A 19316-nucleotide genomic window follows, 5' to 3' on the forward strand; every position below is an offset into this window, starting at 1 on the left:
GTATTCCGCTGTAGACTTGTAAATTGTAGTATGTAGTAGTATTATACAACCTACTACAACGCTACATTTCATACAGGAGCAACCGCTATGGCAGTCACGAAAGAGCAGATTTTTTCCGCCGCCGACGAGCTGGCCGCCAGCGGTCAGCGCCCGACGCTTGAGGCCATCCGCAAGATCACCGGCGGCAGCTATACGACGATCAGCCCGGCCCTGAACGAATGGAAGGCCCGCCAGGTCACGGCGGCCGCGCCCCTACGCGAGCCTGCGCCCCAGGCCGTCGCCGACCGCCTGGCCGAGCTTGGCAGCGATCTATGGACAATCGCCCTCGACCTGGCGAACGCCCGGCTTGCCGCTGAGCGGGAAGGGCTGGAGAAGGCCCGCGCCGAGCTGGAAGCCGACCGCAACGAGGCAACCGAGCTGGCCGACAAACTGGCCGGCGACGTGGAAGCCCTGCAATCCCGTCTGGCGTCCATCGAGGCCGCCGAAGCGGCCGCACGCGGCGAAGCCGACGAGCTGCGCGGCCAACTGGCCGCCGCCCAGGAACAGGCGCACACCGCCGAGGCCCGCGCCCAGGAGATCGAGCGCCGCGCCGGCGAGCTGCGCACGGAGCTGGACAGGGCGCACCAAGACGCCGAGCAGGCGCGCGAGGAACTGGCAGGCGTCCGCGAGGAAGCCGCGCGCCTGGCCGGGCAGCTCACGGCGCACCAGGAACAGAACGCCGCACTGCTGGCCCGCATCCAGCCGGCGGCCGACCAGGACAAGCCGAAGGGGCGCAAGTGATGCGGGCAGGGCTGGCCGCGTTCGCGGTCATCCTGGCGGCGACAACCGCCCACGCCGGCGAGCTGCGCGGCCGGGTGGTGGCCGTCGCCGATGGCGACACGCTCACCATTCTGGACGCCAGCCGACAGCAGCACCGTATCCGGCTTGCCGAGATCGACGCGCCCGAAAAGCGGCAGCCCTTCGGCCAGCGGTCGAAGCAATCGCTTTCCGATCTTTGCTACGGCCGGGATGCCGCCATCGAGGACGGCGGGCGCGACCGCTACGGCCGCACCATTGGCCGCGTGAGCTGCGCGGGCATTGACGCCAACGCCGAACAGGTGCGGCGCGGCATGGCATGGGTTTTCGACCGCTATGCGACCGACCGGAGCCTCTACGCGATCCAGGACGAGGCGAGGGCGGCCCGGCGGGGCCTATGGAGCGATCCTGCGCCGGTTCCGCCGTGGGAATACAGGGCGAAACGATAGGAAATGCACTGTTTTTAATGTTAAAAACAGTGCATCAATCGGGCTGATATTGACACTTGAGGGGCGGCTTTAGCCGCTGAAAAACTACTGGCCGCCGCGCCGCCGCCGGAAGGCCGCTAGGTCGATCACGTCCGCCGTGCGTCGGCCTGCGGCCTGCATCGGAGTGGCCGGGGCAGGTCGGCCGGGTTCCGCCAGGCGCTGCCGCCGGCGGAACAGTTCGACCAGAAACGACCCCAGGAAGATACCGGGGATGAACGGCAGCACGATCAGGACGCCCAGGGCCGAGGCCAGCGCCCGGAAGGGCTTGGCGAGCCACCGCAGCGGCCCGCGCAGCAGATCGGCCAGCAGGCCATCGAGCAGCCAGAGCGCCACGGCCAGGACGAAGCCGCCGGCGGCGACCGTCATCACCGCGCCGCCGCCGAACCAGGCGGCCAGGCCGACCAGCAGCAGATAACCGATGACGACGAAAACCCACATGGCCGCGCCCGTCAGCTATGGTAGGGGTTGGCGTCGAACCGCCCGGCATACTCGGGATCGGCCAGGTAGTTCAGCCGGTCGAGCAGGTAGGGATATTCGCCCTTCACCAGCACGATGGGCTTTTCCGGCCCCAGGCGCATGACCTCATCCGGCGTCAGCAGCTCGCGGCCGGCGAACTGCTGGCTTGAGCCGCTGGACTTGCCCCGGTTCAGGGAACCGCCACCGCCGGAAACGCCGGTGCCGCTGTTGCGGCCGGTGTTCTCCGTCTCAAACTCAATCGTGGCTTTGCCCAGGCTGTCGCTGATGTACTTGGCCGTGTCGTAGTCGTCGGTGCCAAAGAACGACTTGGCGCTGTTCGCCAGGAAGGTTTGCCACTTCGGATAGACGCCCTTCAACTGGCTCAAGTCCTGGATGAACACCCAGAAGGCTAGGCCGTAGCCGCGCATCAGGCTAACCGCGTCCTCGATCTGCTTCATGTAGCCGAGCTGGCCGAACTCATCGAGCAGGAAGGCGACCCGGTGCATGGGTTGCGTGGTGCTCGACGTGATGGCCGCGATCACGGAGCCGATGAAGGCCCGGACAAAGCGGGCATTGGGGCCGATCTTGTTGGCGGGCAGCACCATGTAGACCGTCATCAGTTCGGCCTTCATGTTCGCCAGGTTGAAATCGGAGCGCGATACGGCCGCCGCGATCCGTGGATCATCCATAAAGGCCGTGCTCTTCTGCGCCGTCGAAATCACCGAGCCGCGTTCACGGTCGGGCATCCCCATGATGGTGTTTGCCGCCCGCGCCGGAAGGCCGAAAGCGGCCTTTTCGTCGGCGGCCATTTCGGCCAGGGTCTCAAAAAGCACTTCCTCGCCGGCGGTCAGGATGCGCCGCACTTCCGGCAGATTGCGCCGGCCTTCATCCAGTCCGGCAACGTGCAGCATCAGCCCTTGCAGCAGCGTCCGGGCCGACTCGTCAAAGTGCGCCTGCCCCTTCGGGTCTGGAATGACCAGGCAGTCAGCCAGCACGGCCGATTCACCGACGCATTCCGGGTCACTCGTATCGAGGCGATCCAGCAGATTGAAGGCGTGCGCCTCGCCCTTGGTCACTCCGAACGGATCGACCACGAAAACCTTATGCCCCAGCTCGCGGCGGGCGCGGGCCGTCACGGCCGCGTTTTCGCCCTTCACGTCGAGCACCAGGGCCGAGCCGGGATAGTCCAGGAGGTTAGGGATTACCGCGCCAATGCCCTTGCCGGAGCCGGTCGGGGCGACAGTCACGACGTGGCCGGTAAAGCGGAAACGCTGATCGAGGCCGGCGGGCGCACCGGCTACCCTGCCCAGGGCGAAACCGGCGGGCTTGCCGGGCGCGACCAGGTGCCCGGCCTGGCGGATTTCCGCGACCGTGCCCCACCTGGCCGACCCATGCGTGACCGGCTGCGCGCCGGGCGCGGAAGCGGCCTGAACAGCGGCCGCGCCGATGCTGGCAGCGCCGCCAGGTTCGCCCTGCAAACCGGCCCGCAGGTTGTCCAGCCAGGCCCCCAGGACGCGCAGCCGATGGCCCAGGGTGGAGCCTTCGCCGAGCTTGGACGCCAGCGCGCCGCAGATGCGGCCGCCCTGCGCATACATGGCATAGGTGCCGACCAGGGTTGCCGCGATCATGGCCCAGGACGGCAGGAAGGGAACCAGCACGAACGCCAGCACCATTGCCGACCCCGGCAGCAGGTAGGCGAGGGCGGCCGCGCCCGCCAGCGTGACCGGGTTTTGCTTGCGCTTCACGGCCACCACGACCGCGCCGAGCATCAGCACGAAAAGAACGAAGAAGAAGATGCCCCAAACCTCGGTGATGCGCCGGGCGAACCCGCCGAAATAGCCGCTTGCCGTGCTGCCGGAAAGCTCCTCCCGGCGCGTCGCGGCCTTCTGCTCAACCTGGCCGCGATACTCCGCTAGAACCTTGTCGCCTTCCGCCGCTGCCAGCCCCTTCACGAACTCAACGCCCCGCGTCACGGATTGCTGCACCACATTGACGCCGGCGGTTGCCGCCGCCGCCGGGCGCTGGCCGTCCAGGCCGCCGGAAATCCGGGCGCTGAAATCGTCCAGGTTCGCCGCTGTTCCAAGGCCGGCATTCTGCAAGAAAAGGCCAAGATCGGAGCGGTACAGGCTCAACAGATTGGCCGCGCCCGCCGCCGTCCGGTTTTCCAGGGCGGCCGCTTCCATTTCCTTCAAGACGGGCAGCAATTCGGCCCACTTGGCGCGGTAGGCGTTCCAGTCTCCGGCGTTCGTCGCCATCGCCAAATCCTGCTGTCCAATGTCGAGCTTTTGCAGGTTCGCTTCCCACGTCCGGTAGGTCGATTCCTGCGCGTCACAAATGCGCTTCACCCAGGCGTCAGCATCCGCCGCGCCGTAGAGCTTTCCGGCTTCAACCGCCGGGTTGCACTCAGGGAAAACGCGGGCGTGCGCCGTTGTCGCCAGAGACAGGCAGAACACGCCGAAAAACACCGCCGCCACGGCGGCCCACAATCGCGCTGCTAGAGCTTCAAAATCCATCATGCTTCACCTCTCTGTCAGGTAGAAATTGACGGCTAGGAACGGTTGCCGCCGTCCTCTCCATCATCGGAAAAAGCCGCGTCACCTGCCGCCTCAAACCGCGCTTTGGTGGCGTCAGCGTTCGGCCCTTTGAGCGCGCCGGCCGCGAGGGTCAAAGCGCCCAAGATCACGGAAGCCGGATAGTCCGCCATGCCGGACTTGATGACCAAGCCGCCAAGCTGAATCTTGCGGCGTGCATCTTCTCTCCTGGCGTTCATCCGAAGGCGTCCTAAATCACGTTCAGTTCGCGCCAGGCGCTGCCGGAACCGGAGCAGCTTGCTTGGCTTCGCCTTTGCGAAATTTCGAGGCGATAGCCTCAAACTCCTTCCGCATGGCGGCGTCATCGATGTCGAGATCGCCAAGACCGGCGGCAATCGCAATCTTGCCGATGCGTTCGGCGGCCTTGCTTTCGAGTTCGGCCAGTTCAGCCTTGATGCGGTTCAGCTCGGCCAGCTTGTCGGCCTTGCGTTCGGACAGGGTTTTTCGTGCCATCGTTACAGCTCCTTTCGTGATTGCGGGTTATGCCCGCGTGATGTTAGCACCTTGCGACGCTGGCGGGGAAGGCACGGCGCTGGTATAGTCATGCAGCGAAGCGAAATGCGCACTTACGGGTTGCTGCGCAACCCTCCTGCGGCCGGGGATACCCCGGCACCCCTTTTTAGCGGCTAAAACGCCAAGGGAAGAAATGGCGATCTACCACCTGAACACGCACACGATAGGACGGGCGGCCGGGCATAGCGCCGTGGCTGCTGCCGCCTATCGATCCGCGTCGAAGCTGGTAGATGAGCGCACCGGGGAAGTGTTCGACTTCACCCGGAAAGGCGGCGTCCTGTCGGCCGAGATCGTCACGCCCGCAGGCGTTCCGGTTCCCGAGCGCGCCGCCTTGTGGAATGCCGCCGAGGCCGCCGAGAAGCGCAAGGATGCGCGAGTGGCCCGCGAGTGGCGGGCGGCCCTGCCGCACGAGCTGAACGAAGCCGACCGGCGCGAGCTTGCAACGCGCATGGGGCAGGCTATCGCCGACCGCTACGGCGTGGCCGTGGATGTGTGCATCCACGCCCCGGACAGGGAAGGCGACGACCGCAATTTCCACGTTCACATGCTGGCGACCACGCGCACCATTGGCGCGGATGGAGCGCTAGGCGCTAAGGCCGTCATCGAGCTGGCGAACAAGGACAGGCAGAAGGCGGGCATTCCTGGCACCAGCCAGGGCGACATTACCGACATCCGCCGCGAGTGGGCGGAGCTGACAAACGAGGCATTGGAGCGGGCCGGAATCAGCGCCCGTATCGACCACCGCAGCTATGCGGATCAAGGCGTTGAGCTGACGCCAACCAAGCACATCGGCAGCGACGCCGTGGCGATGGATAGGCGCGGCCTGGAAGCCGACCGCATCGACATTCACAACGCCGACCGGCAGGAGCAGGCGCGGCAGATCGCCGAGCGGCCGGAGATCATCCTAGACAAGATCACGGCGACGCAGGCCGTATTCACGCGCCGCGACATTGCCGCCGAGCTGAACCGCTACATTGACGACGCCGGGCAGTTCCAGGGCTTGCTTGCCAAGCTGGAAAACTCGCCGCTGCTGGTCGAGATGGAACCGGCGAACGGCCGCGATCCGGCGAAGTTCTCCACCCGCGAAATGATCGAGACTGAGCGCGGCATGGTGGAGTGCGCCGAGCGCCTGGCGCGCACCGGACGGCATGGCGTTTCCGGCCCGATCACGAACGCCGCGATTGATGGCGCGGGCACCCTGTCGGCCGAGCAGCAAAACGCTGTCCGGCACGTTCTCAAGCCGGGCAGCCTGGCCGTTGTCATCGGCGACGCCGGCACGGGCAAATCCTTCTCCATGAAGATAGCCCGCGAGGCGTGGCAGGCCCAGGGCTTCAACGTGCGAGGCGCGGCGCTGGCAGGCAAGGCGGCCGACGAATTGCAGGCTGGCAGCGGCATCGAAAGCCGCACGCTCGCCAGTCTTGAATTTGCGTGGAAGAACGGAAAGGACAAGCTCACTTCCCGCGATGTTCTCGTGATCGACGAGGCGGGCATGATAGGCAGCCGCCAGCTTGGCCGCGTGCTGAAAGCCGCCGAGCAGGCCGGGGCAAAAGTCGTCCTGCTGGGCGATGACAAGCAGCTTGCCGCCATCGAGGCAGGCGCGGCGTTTCGTGCCGTCGTGCAGCACGTCGGAGCGGCCGAAATTACCGAGGTGCGCCGGCAGAAACACGCCTGGATGCGCGAGGCCGGCCAGCAGCTTGCGCGGGGTTCCGTGGCCGATGGCCTGGCGGCCTACGCCGAGCGCGGCCACGTCCAAATCCACGGCAGCCGGGAGGCAGCGCGCGACGCCCTGGCGGCGTCCTATGTCGGCGACCAGGGCAAGGGAAGCCAGATCATCCTTGCCCATTCCAATGCGGACGTTCAGGCGCTTAACCAGGCCGTGCGCGATGCCCGGAAGGAGCGCGGCGAGCTGGCCGGTTCCGCCCGGTTCGTGACCGAGCGCGGCGGCCGCGAGTTCGCCGCCGGCGACCGCATCGTGTTCCTGAAAAACGACCGCGATCTAGGCGTGAAGAACGGCACCCTTGGCACCGTCGAGCGGGCCGAGGATGGCAGCCTGGCCGTTCGGCTGGACAGCGGCGAAGCGCGCCAGGTGCAGGCGTCCCAATATGCGGCCGTCGATCACGGCTATGCAGTCACGATTCACAAGGCCCAGGGCGTCACCGTCGATAGGGCTTACCTGCTGGCGACCCCCGGCATGGATAGGAGCCTGGCCTATGTCGGCATGACCCGGCACCGCGAGGCCGCTACCCTGTTTGCCGGGGCGGACGACTTCACCGACCGGCGGGCCGGGCGGCTGGTCGATCACGGCGCAGCGCCCTACGAGAACAAGCCGGAGAACCGGCCGAGCTACTTTGCCACCCTGGAGAACGACAAGGGCGAGCGGCACACCATTTGGGGCGTCGATCTTGAGCGCGCCATTGCCGCCAGCGGCGCGCAGCGCGGCGACCGCATCGGCTTGGAGCACGGCGGTTCGCAAACCGTGCGCCTGCCGGATGGCACCACGGCCGAGCGCAACACTTGGCACGTTCGCGGCGCGGCCGAGCTGGCCGCCGGGAAGCTGGCCCAGGTGCTGGGCCGCGAGCGGCCGAAGGAAAGCACGCTGGACTTTGCCGACCGGCGCGGCTTCGACGGCGAGAACGTCATGCGCCGCTGGCTCGAACGCGGCCGGGCCAAGGTGGCCGAGCTGGCCGGGAAGATGCAGCGCGCCATGCGCCGCAGCTTGGAGCGCCACGGCCGCCCCGACCTCATGCCCGCGACCGACATTGCCGGCCGTCCGGCCGTGCAGCGGCCGCAGCAGATCGAGCAGCCGGCAGCGCCGCAGCGGCCCCAGGCCGAGCGCCCGGCCCCCGACCCGCTGGCCGGGTTCCGCGCTGGCGTCGAGCGTGCCGAGGCGGCCGGCGGCGGCTTGGCGCTGGACGTGGCGAAGGCACAGCTTGCCGTCGCCCAGGAGTTCCAGGCGGCCGGGAAAGACCCCCGGCACCATGCGGCCGCGATCATGCAGGAAGGCCAGCAGAGGGCCTTTGCGGGCCTGGCGCAGCCGTCCCAGGCCAAGGCCGAGCCGGAGCGCCCTGCGGCCGTCCAGGTCAGCGAGCAAGACCGCAAGCGGGCCGAGATGTACGCCAAGCGAGAGGCCGACCAGTTCAAGGCGCTGGCCGTGAAGCGGCAGGCGGGCTTTGCGGGCTACACCGACCGCAACCCGAGCGCCTGGCGCGAGCTGCCGGCCGAGCTGCGCGAGCGCATCGAGCGGTTCAACGCTCTGCCGAAGGAGCGCCAGGCCGTCGAGCTGGACAAGATGCAGCGCGAGCTTGCCGACAGGTATGCACGCGACCCGAAGGAGATCGAGCGCAGCCGGCAGCGGCAGCGCGAGCAGGAACGCGGCAACGGCGGTTTGAGCCGGTGACGCGCCGTTTTCAACCAACCAGGAGCACGCACCATGAGCACAGAACCGACGAACGACGAGCTGGCCCAGGGCTACGCCAAGCAGATCGAGCAGGCGCAGCAGCGGCGCGAGGCGAAAGATCTTGAGCGGCTGGAACGCCACGGCCAGGCGGCCGCGCAGCAGTCCCAGGCCATCGAGGCCGAGCAGAAGCAAGGCCAGCAGGGCCAGGGCTTCGAGCTGGACGCCAGCCAGAAAGTCGAGCTGAACGAGATCAACGGCCAGCAGGCAAAGACGCTGGCAAAGGAATTAAACCGGGACAACGAGAACGGCGACCAGGTGAAGCAGGCCCGCGCCCGCGAGATCGCCGAACGGTTCAAGGAGAAGGCGGCGCGCGACCGGGAGCAGTCCCGCAGCTTTAGCCGCTGAAAGGCGGCGCCAGGGCGGCGGCAACCGGCCCAGGCGCCTAACCACAACCCCATCCGACAGAGGGATGAAATCATGGCTGAAACCAATGTTACCGGCGGCGCCCGCCGCGAGCTAACGAAATACCGCGTGACCTTCGCGGCCGCCGTCATCGGCCTGGCCGGGGCCGGCTGGATGTTCCAGGCGGCCTATGAGCAGCACATCAAGGTTTTGCAGATCGGCGACGACACCGGCCTGCGCCTGCAAATGCGCGGCCTCAACCACGACCAGGAGGGCGCGGAGCATGGGCAGCGTTGAATCCTGGCGGCGCGCTGCCCTGGCGGCCTACGTCCTGGCCGGTGTCGGCCTGGCCTCGGGCGGCTATGCCCTTGCCACCACGCAGGCGAACGTGAACGCCATCGCGGCCGCGCAGAAGCGTCTTGATGACGACGAGTGGAGCAAGCATCAGGCGCACGCCAAGACCGACAGCGCCCGCAGCGCCGCCGGCGAAGGCGTGGCGCTGGACGCCCGCCCCTACCCTGCCGCCGCCGATTGGGCGGCTGTGGCCGGCCAGGTGATGCCGTCCGTTGTCATGGTGGCCGTTATCGAGCGCGCCAAGGGCGACGGCAGCCGTAACCGGGCATGGCTTGTCCCTGGCGTTCAAACCAACCTGGCAACCGAGCTGCTGACCCGTTACCGGGCCTGGCAACACGAATGGGCGAAGGCCGACCAGGAACGCGAATGGGTGACGCTGGGCGCGGGCTTCCTTGTCGGCGACGGCCGCACGGCGCTGACGGCCGCGCACGTCCTGGCCGGCATCGAGGGCGTGCGGGTGAAGCTGGCAAGCGGGGAATGGCGCAGCGCCCGCGTGGCGCGCATCGACCATGTGCGCGACGTGGCCGCGCTGCTGATCGACGGCGAGCCGGGCCAGCCGGTGCGCGTGGCCCCCGCCCTGCCACGCCAAGGCCAGGCCATCGCCGCGATCGGCTCCCCGAAGGGCTTGGACTTCTCCATGAGCGCGGGCATCGTCAGCCGTCACGGCCAGGTCGGCGGCCTGATTGGCGCGGCGGGCATGTTGCAGATCGACGCGCCCATAGCGGGCGGCAACTCCGGCGGCGTTGTCGTCAATGGCCGGGGCGAGGCCGTGGGCCTTGTGAGCCACAGCGCCGGGCCATTCACCCAGGCCGTGCCCATCGGCCGCGCCTTGGCCGTGGCGGGCTTGTAGAGGCAACCAGGAACAGCAAGGGCGGCCAGGTCGCCGCCCTTTTCGCTTCCGGGCCTGCACCGTCAGAAATGGCGATGCTGGCCAGCCCTACCCGTCCAGGCCGTGCATGGCCCTGGCCCGCGCCGCGACTTCGCAGGCGTGCTGGATATAGGCCGGGTCGGCCGTAGCTTCGGCGTCGGCCAGGAATGCGGCCACGGCCTCGGCACTGGTCAGGAACTCGGCCGGGTCATAGGGCGTCAGCACTTCATGGCCGACCGCCGGCGCATCCACCCATTCGCGTTGCTCGGGCGGCAATGGATACTGGCCGGATGCTTCGGCTTCGGCCAGCAGCTCATCGAGCGTGCGGCGTACCTGGTCGGGCGTGACGGCGCGGGCCGGGTCGGCCTTCAATGCGTCGTAGGCTGGGCCGGCCTTCTCATGCAGCCAGCTTTCCAGGTTCTCCGGCGTGTCGTCAGCTTTCAGATCGGCCAGCAGCTCATCGACCGAGCCGAACGGCCCGGCAACGCGGCCGACGCGGCTATCTGCAATCGCTTCTTCGGTTTTCTTCCTGCCCATGTCCTATTGCCCCTTTCCGGCCAGGTGCGGCGGCCCTAGGAAATCTAGCAGGGCTTGGCGCGTGGCCTCATGGTTCTTGGTTTCGCACTCCCAAATCACCAGCACTTCCCACCTAGCGGCGGCGAGCTGCGCAAGCGCGGCCTTGTCGCGCTCTATGTTGCGTTCGAGCTTGGGAAGCCAGTAGGCGGCATTCGACTTGGGCGGCCGCCCTTCCCTGCACCCCGGATGCTGATGCCAGAAACAGCCGTGAATGAAGATCACTTTCCGGCGGCCGGGAAACACCAGGTCGGGCTTGCCGGGAATGTCCTTGCGGTGCAGCCGGTAGCGGTAGCCCAGGCCATGCGCCAGGCGGCGCACGGCCATTTCCGGGGCGGTGTTCTTGCTGCGGATGCGCCGCATGTTCTCGCTGCGGTTCATCCCCATGCGCGCCGGCCAGCGGGCGATCTCCAGCGCCAGCGGCAACCGGTCTGCCCGCAGGTCGCGCAACACCTCCTCGACCGCGGCCTCGTACTCGCGGATCAAGGCCCGCTCGGTGCGCCGCTCCTCCGTGTGGCCGAAGGGGTCGAAGGCGGTGCCGCGCAGCCCCTTGAGCCGGGCCAACACACGGAACGCCCCCATCACCCAGGGGCCGTATTCGCGCTTGACGAGTTCGCCCTTGTCGTTGCGCCGGGCCAGCAGCGGCGGCGCCAGATGAAAGCGCAGCGTGAAGTCGCCGTCGAACTGCTCGCGCAGACGCTGCAGGAAAGCGCCGTCGGTGTACAGGCGCGCCACCTCGGCAGGCCGTTGCCAGCGAACCCGCGCCGCCCGGGTGGCGCCGCCGGGCGGCGCGCACAGGCAAAATCGACGTGTTTATGGATTGACGCCGTGCGGCGCGGGCGTGACCCGCGCCGCATCGGCAGGTGGCCCTCAGCCCATCAGGCCTTCGGCCTTCATCGTCTCGATCACCGCCGGGCGGCTCATCACGCGGCCGGCGTAAGCGCCGATGTTCGGCCAGGCCGACAGGTCGAGCTTGGCGTACTGGCACCAGCCGAGCATGGTGGCGAGGTAGCAGTCGGCCACCGTGAAGGTGTCACCGAGCAGATACTGCTTGCCGGCCAGCTGCTGGTCGAGGTAGCCAAGGCGCTTGCCGATCATCTCGATGGCTGCTTTCTTGGCGTCGTCGCCGGCCGCCGGGTTGAACAGCGGACCGAAGTTCTTGTGCAGCTCGGTGGAGATGAAATTCAGCATCTCCATCAGGCGGTAGCGCTCGAGCGTGCCGGCGGCCGGGGCCAGTCCGCTGCCCGGCTTCTGGTCGGCGATGTATTGCAGCACCACGCCGACCTCGGTCAGCACCTGGCCGTTGTCGAGCTGCAGCGCCGGCACGTAGCCTTTGGGATTGATGGCGGTGAAGTCGGCGCCCGATTCGGTTTTCTTGGTCATCAGGTCGACCTTTTCCAGGTCGAATTTCAGGCCGGCTTCGCGCAGGGCGATGTGCGGGGCCATGGAACAGGCGCCGGGGGTGTAATACAGCTTCATGGAACGCTCCTTGCTCTTGAATGTGCCAACGAGGAAAGGGGATAGGAAATCCAACCGCATGAGCACAAGTATAGCACACGTTTGGGGCGTCTCAGGCATGCACACAGGGGACTGCTGGGTTGATTTCTCAAAGCCAGTTGCCCGAGATTTTTCGGTATGACCCGTTTTTGGCGGTGACAGGCGCAGCGCTGCCTCGCAACGTTGGCAAAACCACTGTTAACCGCTGTTGCCACCCTACCAACTGACGCGCTGATCGACCTCGAAGTCCGGGGCCGGTTGGGTCGCTTCATCCCAGTCTGGGGCTGGCTCCACGCCCTCTGCGGCTTGCGCGTCGCACTCGTCCCACAGTGGCGGCCCGCGTGCCGGGGTGATGTGCGGCGGCTCCGTCTCCACCCCGATGTGCTCCAGTATTTGGCGGATATCGGCACTGTGTGTGATGAAGGCGATGATGTGCATTTGCCCGCCGCAGATGGGGCACAGCAGCGGGAACACCTCGTAGATACGGGCCATCAGCACCGCCCACAAATAGTGCGCCGGGCGCTTGGGTGGCACCGGCTGGGCGGGCTCGGTCTGGGTTGGCAGTGGGCTTCTTACCCCAAGTGCGCCCTCGCCTGCAGCCGTGCTGGCTGGCTCGGCTTGCACCTGCGCCGGTTTCACCGCTGCATCACGCGCCAGCGCCGTGACGGCAGGCCTCAAGGGTGAGTTCGGTGCCAGCACGCCAAAGTAGCGGTGGCGGTGCGTGCGCGGCGGGGGCACCAGCTTGGCGATACGTTCAATCAGCTCCAGCGGGGTGAGGGTGATCTCATCGGCCTTTACGCCGCGCTTGTTGTGAGGCAGGCTGCCGGGCTCGCTGTGCTGCTTGGCGCAGCGGTAGACCAGCTCGCTGCCCGCTTTGCGCAGCCGCTCCATGGCAAACGGCGGGCGGGCGCAGTAGCGCAGCAGCCGCTCCAGCCCGGCGCGGTCGTGCGCCGCTATGCACACGCTGGTGTCCACCGAAAACCCGCTGTGCTTGTAGCCCAGCATCTCTTGGGCCTCGAAACTCTCCAGCAGGCCCCGTCCGACAAAGGCGCGCAGGATGCGTTTGCGTAAGCTGGCCTGCACCTGACCCACGGCATCCGCAGTCACGCCGGTGGCGGGGTGGAAGATGATGCGCGATGGTGAGCTTTGAGAAGCTGCATCAGCAGCATCGCCCTCCTCGCCCGCCACTTCCTCAAACACGCCATCGACTGCGCAGACATGGAAGTGCACACCGTGCGGTTCACGCTGAAGTAAGGGGCCGGCGCCGGCCGCTGCTCACCACTGGTTGCGCAGCTCGCGCAGCTTGGTGAACACGGTCTTCGCGTCGGGCTGTTCCGGCAGCTCGGGAAAGCTCTCGCGCAGCTTGGCGATCACCTCGGGGCTGGCCAGGCGGAAGAAGGTGTTGAAGCGCTTCTCCTCGGCCAGCGTGGTGACCACCGAAGTGGCCGGGTCATGCCCGGTCACCCGCGGCAGCAATGCCTGCGCGGCCGCGTTGCCGGGCTCGCGCGCGAGCGTGAAGCGCAGGTTGTTCTCGATGTAGTCGTGCCCCGGGTAGACGCGGGTGTTCTCCGGCAGCTTCGCGAGCTGCTGCACGAAGGTGGTGTAGAGCTCGTCCACGCTGCCGCCGTAGTGCACGTTGCCCGCGCCCGCGTTGAACAGCGTGTCGCCGGAGAACAGCGCCGGCTCGTCGGTGTGCGAGCGCAGGCAGATGTGGCACATCGTGTGGCCGGGCGTGTCCAGGCATTCCAGTTCGATGTGCCGGCCGACCTTGATCACGTCCCCGGCCTTCACGCCGCGGTCCATGCCTTCGATCTTGCCCGCGGCCTTGTGGTGCGCGATCACCTTGGCGCCGGTGGCCGCCACCACGGCCGCGTTGCCGCCGGTGTGGTCGTGGTGCTCGTGCGTGTTGAGGATCTGCGTGATCTGCCAGCCCTTGACCCTGGCCGTGTTCAGGGTTTTTTCATGGTCCAGCGGATCGATCGCCAGCGCTTCGCCGGTCTCGGGGCAGGCGATCAGGTAGTTGAAGTTGCGGTACGAATTACCGGTCCAGATGCGTTCGACGAGCATGGGGGCTCCTGGGGAATCGATGGGGGGGATCGTGGGGGTCGGGCCATTGTAGGAACCCGCGCCCGCCTTCGTGGGCGCAGCGCCGCGCTACTCTGCCAGCGCCTCGCCGTCCTCCGCGCGCCGTGCCGGGGATAGGAAATCCAACCGCATGAGCACAAGTATAGCACACGTTTGGGGCGTCTCAGGCATGCACACAGGGGACTGCTGGGTTGATTTCTCAAAGCCAGTTGCCCGAGATTTTTCGGTATGACCCGTTTTTGGCGGTGACAGGCGCAGCGCTGCCTCGCAACGTTGGCAAAACCACTGTTAACCGCTGTTGCCACCCTACCAACTGACGCGCTGATCGACCTCGAAGTCCGGGGCCGGTTGGGTCGCTTCATCCCAGTCTGGGGCTGGCTCCACGCCCTCTGCGGCTTGCGCGTCGCACTCGTCCCACAGTGGCGGCCCGCGTGCCGGGGTGATGTGCGGCGGCTCCGTCTCCACCCCGATGTGCTCCAGTATTTGGCGGATATCGGCACTGTGTGTGATGAAGGCGATGATGTGCATTTGCCCGCCGCAGATGGGGCACAGCAGCGGGAACACCTCGTAGATACGGGCCATCAGCACCGCCCACAAATAGTGCGCCGGGCGCTTGGGTGGCACCGGCTGGGCGGGCTCGGTCTGGGTTGGCAGTGGGCTTCTTACCCCAAGTGCGCCCTCGCCTGCAGCCGTGCTGGCTGGCTCGGCTTGCACCTGCGCCGGTTTCACCGCTGCATCACGCGCCAGCGCCGTGACGGCAGGCCTCAAGGGTGAGTTCGGTGCCAGCACGCCAAAGTAGCGGTGGCGGTGCGTGCGCGGCGGGGGCACCAGCTTGGCGATACGTTCAATCAGCTCCAGCGGGGTGAGGGTGATCTCATCGGCCTTTACGCCGCGCTTGTTGTGAGGCAGGCTGCCGGGCTCGCTGTGCTGCTTGGCGCAGCGGTAGACCAGCTCGCTGCCCGCTTTGCGCAGCCGCTCCATGGCAAACGGCGGGCGGGCGCAGTAGCGCAGCAGCCGCTCCAGCCCGGCGCGGTCGTGCGCCGCTATGCACACGCTGGTGTCCACCGAAAACCCGCTGTGCTTGTAGCCCAGCATCTCTTGGGCCTCGAAACTCTCCAGCAGGCCCCGTCCGACAAAGGCGCGCAGGATGCGTTTGCGTAAGCTGGCCTGCACCTGACCCACGGCATCCGCAGTCACGCCGGTGGCGGGGTGGAAGATGATGCGCGATGGTGAGCTTTGAGAAGCTGCATCAGCAGCATCGCCCTCCTCGCCCGCCACTTCCTCAAACACGCCATCGACTGCGCAGACATGGAAGTGCACATGCTCGTTCAGACTGGAGCCAAAGCGGTGGATGAAGGCGACTGCGCCTATGTGCAGTGCTGCCTTGTCCACATTGGCCGCACCAGGGCTGTTGGCTTGCAGCGTTTGCGCGATGACGCGTAGGAAGATGCGCAGCACCATGCCCAGCACCGGGCCCTCTCGCTGCATGTAGTACCGCAGCCGTTTGGGCACCGACAGCACCCACTGGCGCACCGGCAGGCGGGGAAACACATGGTCGGTGAGGTGTGCCGCCGTCTCAGCCATGCGCCGGGTGTTGCATGAGGGGCAGACACCCCTGCCTTTGCACGAGAAGGCGACCAGGAAGTCGTGTCCGCAGTCGTCGCAGCGGGCGCGGGCAAAGCCGTGGGCGAAGATGCCGCACTCCAGATATTTCTCGAACGCTTTGCGCACGTAGGGCCTGGGGCTGTGGTGGTCGCCCTGGCCCTCAAATTGACCCTCGCAAGCCAGCTCCAGCCAGCTCTCGTAGTGCTCGGCCACGGTTTGGTAGAGCAGAGTGCGTTCGGGGTGGCGGGGGTTGTAGCGCTTGGGTTTGGCGGTGGCTGGCATGAATACTGCGCAAATACACAGTATTTTGCAGACTTCTCCTCAGCCGTGTGAACGCTGGTCAGGAACCGCCTCTATTCGCCGGTGAGGTGGCGGTTTTGATGCGCGGCGGGTTCAGCTGAGCAGCGCCTGCTGGTCTGGCCTGGCTTTGATCGGGGTGTACTCTCGGCGGTTATTCGCACCGGTTACTCGCGCGACGGCTGACCGACCAGTCCCATGTACTGGTCGGCAAACGAGAAGCGCGCGCCGACGCGGTTGCCGTAGTAGAGGTCGTGGTGCCAGAGCGTGAGCGTGGTGCCGCCGTCGTACTCCGCCTGCTGCGGCTCCCACGGTTGGCCGCAGAAATTCAGTGCGCTGAAGCGCATCGGGGCCAGCGCCGGCTGGCCGGCCATGAAGGTGGCTTCGTAGGCGCGGGTCGCTAATGCACCATGGACTTCAGGCGTGAAGCTTTCGCGGCCCCCACTAAGCTGAACCCGTATCGCCCGACGTTGCGCCAAGAATGTTGATTGTCTCGCCCCGTTTGTCCAGCACGTACTCAAACAGATTGCCAAGAAGTTGCATGGCCATATCCTTGAAGGCCAGGGTCGGCCCATTGGTAACGCGCCACCGACTGCAGCGCCGCCGGATACTCGGGCAACATCAGTGGCGCGACGAACACCAGCCCCCACAGGGCCCCGGCAGCCAGCGCCCACGCGACGCCGCCGCCGATCCCGCCCGCCGTTGCTGCCCCACCGTCTGCACTGCCCGCTGCGGCCATCGCCACTCCCTTGCCTGCACGAAAAACCGCGCAGTGTACGCCGGCCAGCCCACCGGCGGCAGCGCGCTGCGTCGGGGCGGTGACAGCGCGGCCCGCGCACCGGGCAGGCGCGCGGTCGGGTGGCGCGCCTGCCCAGCCGGTCAGGCGAGGCGCGCGGCCGACGTCGGCGCGGCGGCGGCGTCGCCCGCGCGCCAGCGCCGCAGCAGGTCGTCCCACAGCGGGCGGGCTGCCCGCAGGTTGCGTTCCTTGACGTGGCCAAAGCCCTTGACCCGCTGGCCCCTACTTGCCCCGCTTCACGACCCACGACCAGCCGAAAGACTCGACCAGCTTCCGCGAGCGCAGCAGCTCCCAGCCCAGGCGCAGGGACTCGGCCCGGCTTTCGGCCGTCACGCGGCCGATGTACTTGGTAACGGTCTTTCCGTGGGCCTTGAATTGCAGATAGCCGTACAACTGATGCGAGCGGGAATAGTGCCGGGCAGCTACCGAGGCCGTGACGACCGTTCCATCGGCTAGGCGCAGCTCGCGCCGCTCAGGCCCGCCGGCGGCCTCGTCCTGTTCGCGCTGGCCGGCCGTCATGGCTCACACTGCCAGGTCAAGCGGCAGGTCTGAAATGTCCTTCAGGCGCTTGCCATCGACCATCACCGCCAGGAGGTCGGCCGCATCGTCCATGCCCAGGTCTTTCACGGTAGCTTGCAGCTCATACAGGGCGAAGTGATACACGCAATCAATGTCCCCCGTGCCCAGGGCGATAGATGCCAGGCGGCTCGGTGTTGGTTCGGCCGTGACGACCACCACATGCGGCAGACGGCCCTTGCGGTTGCGTACCAGGTTCAACGCTTCGGAACGGGCGTTTTGCGCCCGGTCGCTGCGGATCGTCCACTTGCAGGAAATGCTTGCATGCAGCAGCGGCAGGCCGCCGTTTTTCTTCCGCAGGCTGGCAAGCGTGGTCACGGTGTCATCGACCAGGCACGCCGGCGCATTGATGGTGCCGTCGTCCTCGGTGTCGCGCACGACCACGATATCCGGCGTGATGGTGTAGTCGCTTCCCAGGGCGGCGGCCAGTTCGGCATCGGCCTTGGCAGCCCGGTCAAGGGCGACCAGGTGCGCGTATTGCTCATACCGGGCGATTTCCAAGCGATTGCGGCCGGAGACTTGATGCACGTCCCAGGTGCCGGGGCGGAGGTGCCCCAGCTTGAGGAAGGTTTCCTGCACGAAGGCCGCGCAAATGCCCTCGAACTGGTTGCCCGAGGTCTGGCCCGCGATCCGCTCCCCGATGGTTTCGGCCTTGAGCAGATCGGCAATGCCCTTGGCAATCGCCTTGCTCGTCGTGTTGCTGCTGTCGGCGTTGCTGACCACCCCCGCGCTGTTGATGGTCAGGGTTGATTGAAGCAGCGAGGCATGGAACGCCTTGCGGGCTTCCACGAAGCCGGCGGCCGTCGTCATCACGCCACCTTGAAAATGCGCTTCACGGACAGGGCCGCGAATATCTGACGGGCCACGGCCGCAGCGACCGGCGGCGGGAAGGCGTTGCCGATCTGGCGATAGGCGGCCGTCTTGCGCCCGTAGAACTGCCAGTCATCGGGGAAGCCCTGAATCCGTGCCGTCATGCGCGGCGTCAGGCGCGGCATGCCCACGAAGTCACGCGGCGGGGCCTCGTCCCACAACCCCATGCCATCTACGCCGAGGGCGGCCCAGGCGCGTTTTGCGCGAGTCGGGCCGAGGTCTGGCCCGCCGTGCTTCTTGGAGCCGCCTACCAAGGTCGGGGCAATGGTGCTGGCCTGTTCGCGCCAGCGGTCAGCGCCACGCCAGCCGTTGGCGGCCATGAGATCGTGCAGCAATTCGCCCACAGTCGGCGGTTCAGTCTTGAGAGGTTCCGGCCAGGAGAACCCGGCGGCCAGGTCTTTGCGGATGCCCACGAACACCACACGCGGACGGAGCTGGGAAACGCCATAGTCCGAGGCATTGAGCAGCCGCCAACCAGGCACATAGCCCAGCTTCTTGAGCTGCTTTTCGACCTTGTTCCGGTAGTCGTCAAAGACGGCATCGAGCAGGCCGCGCACGTTCTCAAGCATCACGGCTTGCGGGCGGCACTCATCGACCAGGCGGATAGCTTCGGGGAACAGGTCGCGCTCATCCTTTGCGCCGAGCTGCTTTCCAGCCTTGGAGAACGGCGGGCACGGCACGCCGCCGGCCACCAGGTCAATGCCCTGGTAGGGGCGGCCATCGAAGCGGCGTAAGTCTTCCTCAATGACGTTCCAGGCCGGGCGGTTGAGCCGCAGCGTTGCACATGCTGCCGGTTCCAGTTCGACCAGGGCCGCATGATCGAAGCCAGCCATTTCCAGGCCGAGCGCCTGGCCCCCTGCCCCTGCGCACATTTCCAAAGAATTGAATTGGCTCATATCGCTTTTCTCTTGGTTGATTGACGTGGCTTTCTGGCTGCCGGTGCCGCGAACATATCCGGTTGTAAGCCGCCTTGGTGCCTGTCGGCGAACGCCTGCATGAACTCGCGCAGCACTTCCGATGCATTCCGGTTTTCAGCCAGACAGGCCCCTTGGAACGCCTCGCGGAGTTCCCTTTCAACACGGATACGGAGGCCAACGTCTTTGCTCGACATAGGGCGACAGTATCGCATGGATACACGTTTGTGTATCCAAAA

The 19316-nt window shown here is 66.8% G+C and carries 19 protein-coding genes and 1 pseudogene; 6 read left to right on the plus strand and 14 right to left on the minus strand.

Annotation, left to right across the window (positions count from 1 at the left end; all coding sequences use genetic code 11):
• Window positions 1–87: 87 nt before the first annotated feature.
• Together AADV58_RS18450 and AADV58_RS18455 are read left to right on the plus strand one after the other, a co-directional pair.
• On the plus strand, window positions 88–780 hold the full coding sequence (locus AADV58_RS18450) for a DNA-binding protein (RefSeq protein ID WP_104874792.1): 693 nt from the start codon (window positions 88–90) through the stop codon (window positions 778–780).
• Window positions 780–1244 carry a thermonuclease family protein gene (locus AADV58_RS18455; protein ID WP_104874793.1) on the plus strand — a complete coding sequence of 155 codons (465 nt, stop codon included), beginning with the start codon at window positions 780–782 and terminating at the stop codon, window positions 1242–1244. The genes AADV58_RS18450 and AADV58_RS18455 overlap by 1 nt, the downstream gene beginning before the upstream one ends.
• A gap of 84 nt (window positions 1245–1328) precedes the next feature.
• Here the strand turns inward: AADV58_RS18455 and AADV58_RS18460 are convergent, their stop codons facing one another.
• The 4 genes from AADV58_RS18460 to AADV58_RS18475 are packed head-to-tail and all read right to left on the minus strand — an operon-like array spanning window position 1329 to window position 4783.
• On the minus strand, window positions 1329–1721 hold the full coding sequence (locus tag AADV58_RS18460; protein WP_341744848.1) for a hypothetical protein: 393 nt from the start codon (window positions 1719–1721) through the stop codon (window positions 1329–1331).
• Window positions 1722–1732: 11 nt separating this feature from the next.
• Window positions 1733–4255, minus strand: coding sequence for a type IV secretory system conjugative DNA transfer family protein (locus AADV58_RS18465; protein ID WP_341744849.1), 2523 nt, complete (start codon window positions 4253–4255; stop codon window positions 1733–1735).
• 32 nt (window positions 4256–4287) lie between these two features.
• On the minus strand, window positions 4288–4509 hold the full coding sequence (locus AADV58_RS18470) for a conjugal transfer protein TraD (protein ID WP_171887550.1): 222 nt from the start codon (window positions 4507–4509) through the stop codon (window positions 4288–4290).
• A gap of 22 nt (window positions 4510–4531) precedes the next feature.
• On the minus strand, window positions 4532–4783 hold the full coding sequence (locus tag AADV58_RS18475; protein ID WP_341744850.1) for a TraC family protein: 252 nt from the start codon (window positions 4781–4783) through the stop codon (window positions 4532–4534).
• Window positions 4784–4976: 193 nt separating this feature from the next.
• Between AADV58_RS18475 and traA the strand changes: the two genes are divergently transcribed.
• The 4 genes from traA (at window position 4977) to AADV58_RS18495 (ending at window position 9846) form a co-directional block, all read left to right on the plus strand.
• Window positions 4977–8240, plus strand: coding sequence for a Ti-type conjugative transfer relaxase TraA (traA, locus tag AADV58_RS18480; protein ID WP_104874797.1), 3264 nt, complete (start codon window positions 4977–4979; stop codon window positions 8238–8240).
• Window positions 8241–8273: 33 nt separating this feature from the next.
• Complete coding sequence (locus AADV58_RS18485) at window positions 8274–8645, plus strand: hypothetical protein (protein WP_079651109.1); 372 nt, start codon at window positions 8274–8276, stop codon at window positions 8643–8645.
• Window positions 8646–8717: 72 nt separating this feature from the next.
• Window positions 8718–8939, plus strand: coding sequence for a hypothetical protein (locus tag AADV58_RS18490; protein WP_341744851.1), 222 nt, complete (start codon window positions 8718–8720; stop codon window positions 8937–8939).
• Complete coding sequence (locus AADV58_RS18495; RefSeq protein ID WP_113935220.1) at window positions 8926–9846, plus strand: S1C family serine protease; 921 nt, start codon at window positions 8926–8928, stop codon at window positions 9844–9846. Before AADV58_RS18490 ends, AADV58_RS18495 begins: the two co-directional genes overlap by 14 nt.
• Window positions 9847–9933: 87 nt before the next feature.
• Here the strand turns inward: AADV58_RS18495 and AADV58_RS18500 are convergent, their stop codons facing one another.
• The 10 genes and pseudogenes from AADV58_RS18500 to AADV58_RS18550 all read right to left on the minus strand — a co-directional run bounded on the left by AADV58_RS18500 (window position 9934) and on the right by AADV58_RS18550 (window position 19059).
• The gene (locus AADV58_RS18500; RefSeq protein WP_059318895.1) at window positions 9934–10308 is read right to left on the minus strand and encodes a hypothetical protein; all 375 of its coding nucleotides are present in this window, start codon (window positions 10306–10308) and stop codon (window positions 9934–9936) included.
• Between the two features lie 96 nt (window positions 10309–10404).
• Window positions 10405–11172 carry a DNA mismatch endonuclease Vsr gene (vsr, locus tag AADV58_RS18505; RefSeq protein ID WP_341744852.1) on the minus strand — a complete coding sequence of 256 codons (768 nt, stop codon included), beginning with the start codon at window positions 11170–11172 and terminating at the stop codon, window positions 10405–10407.
• A 135-nt stretch (window positions 11173–11307) separates the two neighbouring features.
• Window positions 11308–11916 (minus strand): glutathione transferase GstA, encoded by a 609-nt coding sequence (gene gstA / locus AADV58_RS18510; protein ID WP_040214185.1) that lies wholly within the window; start codon window positions 11914–11916, stop codon window positions 11308–11310.
• A gap of 234 nt (window positions 11917–12150) precedes the next feature.
• Window positions 12151–13164: pseudogene (locus tag AADV58_RS18515) on the minus strand (transposase); the annotation flags it as partial.
• A 45-nt stretch (window positions 13165–13209) separates the two neighbouring features.
• On the minus strand, window positions 13210–14001 hold the full coding sequence (locus AADV58_RS18520) for a hydroxyacylglutathione hydrolase (RefSeq protein ID WP_040214187.1): 792 nt from the start codon (window positions 13999–14001) through the stop codon (window positions 13210–13212).
• 324 nt (window positions 14002–14325) lie between these two features.
• On the minus strand, window positions 14326–15906 hold the full coding sequence (locus AADV58_RS18525) for a transposase (protein WP_298704287.1): 1581 nt from the start codon (window positions 15904–15906) through the stop codon (window positions 14326–14328).
• A gap of 182 nt (window positions 15907–16088) precedes the next feature.
• On the minus strand, window positions 16089–16400 hold the full coding sequence (locus tag AADV58_RS18530) for a hypothetical protein (RefSeq protein WP_341744847.1): 312 nt from the start codon (window positions 16398–16400) through the stop codon (window positions 16089–16091).
• 539 nt (window positions 16401–16939) lie between these two features.
• Complete coding sequence (locus AADV58_RS18540) at window positions 16940–17236, minus strand: hypothetical protein (RefSeq protein WP_059318886.1); 297 nt, start codon at window positions 17234–17236, stop codon at window positions 16940–16942.
• Between the two features lie 3 nt (window positions 17237–17239).
• Window positions 17240–18103 (minus strand): NgoMIV family type II restriction endonuclease, encoded by an 864-nt coding sequence (locus AADV58_RS18545; RefSeq protein WP_191604241.1) that lies wholly within the window; start codon window positions 18101–18103, stop codon window positions 17240–17242.
• Window positions 18103–19059: a DNA cytosine methyltransferase gene (locus AADV58_RS18550; protein ID WP_059318885.1), complete on the minus strand. Its 957-nt coding sequence runs from the start codon at window positions 19057–19059 to the stop codon at window positions 18103–18105. The genes AADV58_RS18545 and AADV58_RS18550 overlap by 1 nt, the downstream gene beginning before the upstream one ends.
• Window positions 19060–19316: the final 257 nt, after the last annotated feature.

This window comes from Azonexus hydrophilus (assembly GCF_038368255.1).
Lineage (GTDB): Bacteria > Pseudomonadota > Gammaproteobacteria > Burkholderiales > Rhodocyclaceae > Azonexus > Azonexus hydrophilus.

Excerpts from the sequence above, each read along its gene's own strand:
- AADV58_RS18490 (WP_341744851.1), top strand. The coding sequence starts at position 8,718 with ATGGCTGAAACCAATGTTACCGGCGGCGCCCGCCGCGAGCTAACGAAA.
- AADV58_RS18475 (WP_341744850.1), bottom strand. The coding sequence starts at position 4,783 with ATGGCACGAAAAACCCTGTCCGAACGCAAGGCCGACAAGCTGGCCGAG.
- AADV58_RS18495 (WP_113935220.1), top strand. The coding sequence starts at position 8,926 with ATGGGCAGCGTTGAATCCTGGCGGCGCGCTGCCCTGGCGGCCTACGTC.
- traA (WP_104874797.1), top strand. The coding sequence starts at position 4,977 with ATGGCGATCTACCACCTGAACACGCACACGATAGGACGGGCGGCCGGG.
- AADV58_RS18525 (WP_298704287.1), bottom strand. The coding sequence starts at position 15,906 with ATGCCAGCCACCGCCAAACCCAAGCGCTACAACCCCCGCCACCCCGAA.
- AADV58_RS18450 (WP_104874792.1), top strand. The coding sequence starts at position 88 with ATGGCAGTCACGAAAGAGCAGATTTTTTCCGCCGCCGACGAGCTGGCC.
- AADV58_RS18470 (WP_171887550.1), bottom strand. The coding sequence starts at position 4,509 with ATGAACGCCAGGAGAGAAGATGCACGCCGCAAGATTCAGCTTGGCGGC.
- gstA (WP_040214185.1), bottom strand. The coding sequence starts at position 11,916 with ATGAAGCTGTATTACACCCCCGGCGCCTGTTCCATGGCCCCGCACATC.
- AADV58_RS18540 (WP_059318886.1), bottom strand. The coding sequence starts at position 17,236 with ATGACGGCCGGCCAGCGCGAACAGGACGAGGCCGCCGGCGGGCCTGAG.
- AADV58_RS18545 (WP_191604241.1), bottom strand. The coding sequence starts at position 18,103 with ATGACGACGGCCGCCGGCTTCGTGGAAGCCCGCAAGGCGTTCCATGCC.
- AADV58_RS18455 (WP_104874793.1), top strand. The coding sequence starts at position 780 with ATGCGGGCAGGGCTGGCCGCGTTCGCGGTCATCCTGGCGGCGACAACC.
- AADV58_RS18550 (WP_059318885.1), bottom strand. The coding sequence starts at position 19,059 with ATGAGCCAATTCAATTCTTTGGAAATGTGCGCAGGGGCAGGGGGCCAG.
- AADV58_RS18520 (WP_040214187.1), bottom strand. The coding sequence starts at position 14,001 with ATGCTCGTCGAACGCATCTGGACCGGTAATTCGTACCGCAACTTCAAC.
- AADV58_RS18485 (WP_079651109.1), top strand. The coding sequence starts at position 8,274 with ATGAGCACAGAACCGACGAACGACGAGCTGGCCCAGGGCTACGCCAAG.
- AADV58_RS18460 (WP_341744848.1), bottom strand. The coding sequence starts at position 1,721 with ATGTGGGTTTTCGTCGTCATCGGTTATCTGCTGCTGGTCGGCCTGGCC.
- AADV58_RS18465 (WP_341744849.1), bottom strand. The coding sequence starts at position 4,255 with ATGATGGATTTTGAAGCTCTAGCAGCGCGATTGTGGGCCGCCGTGGCG.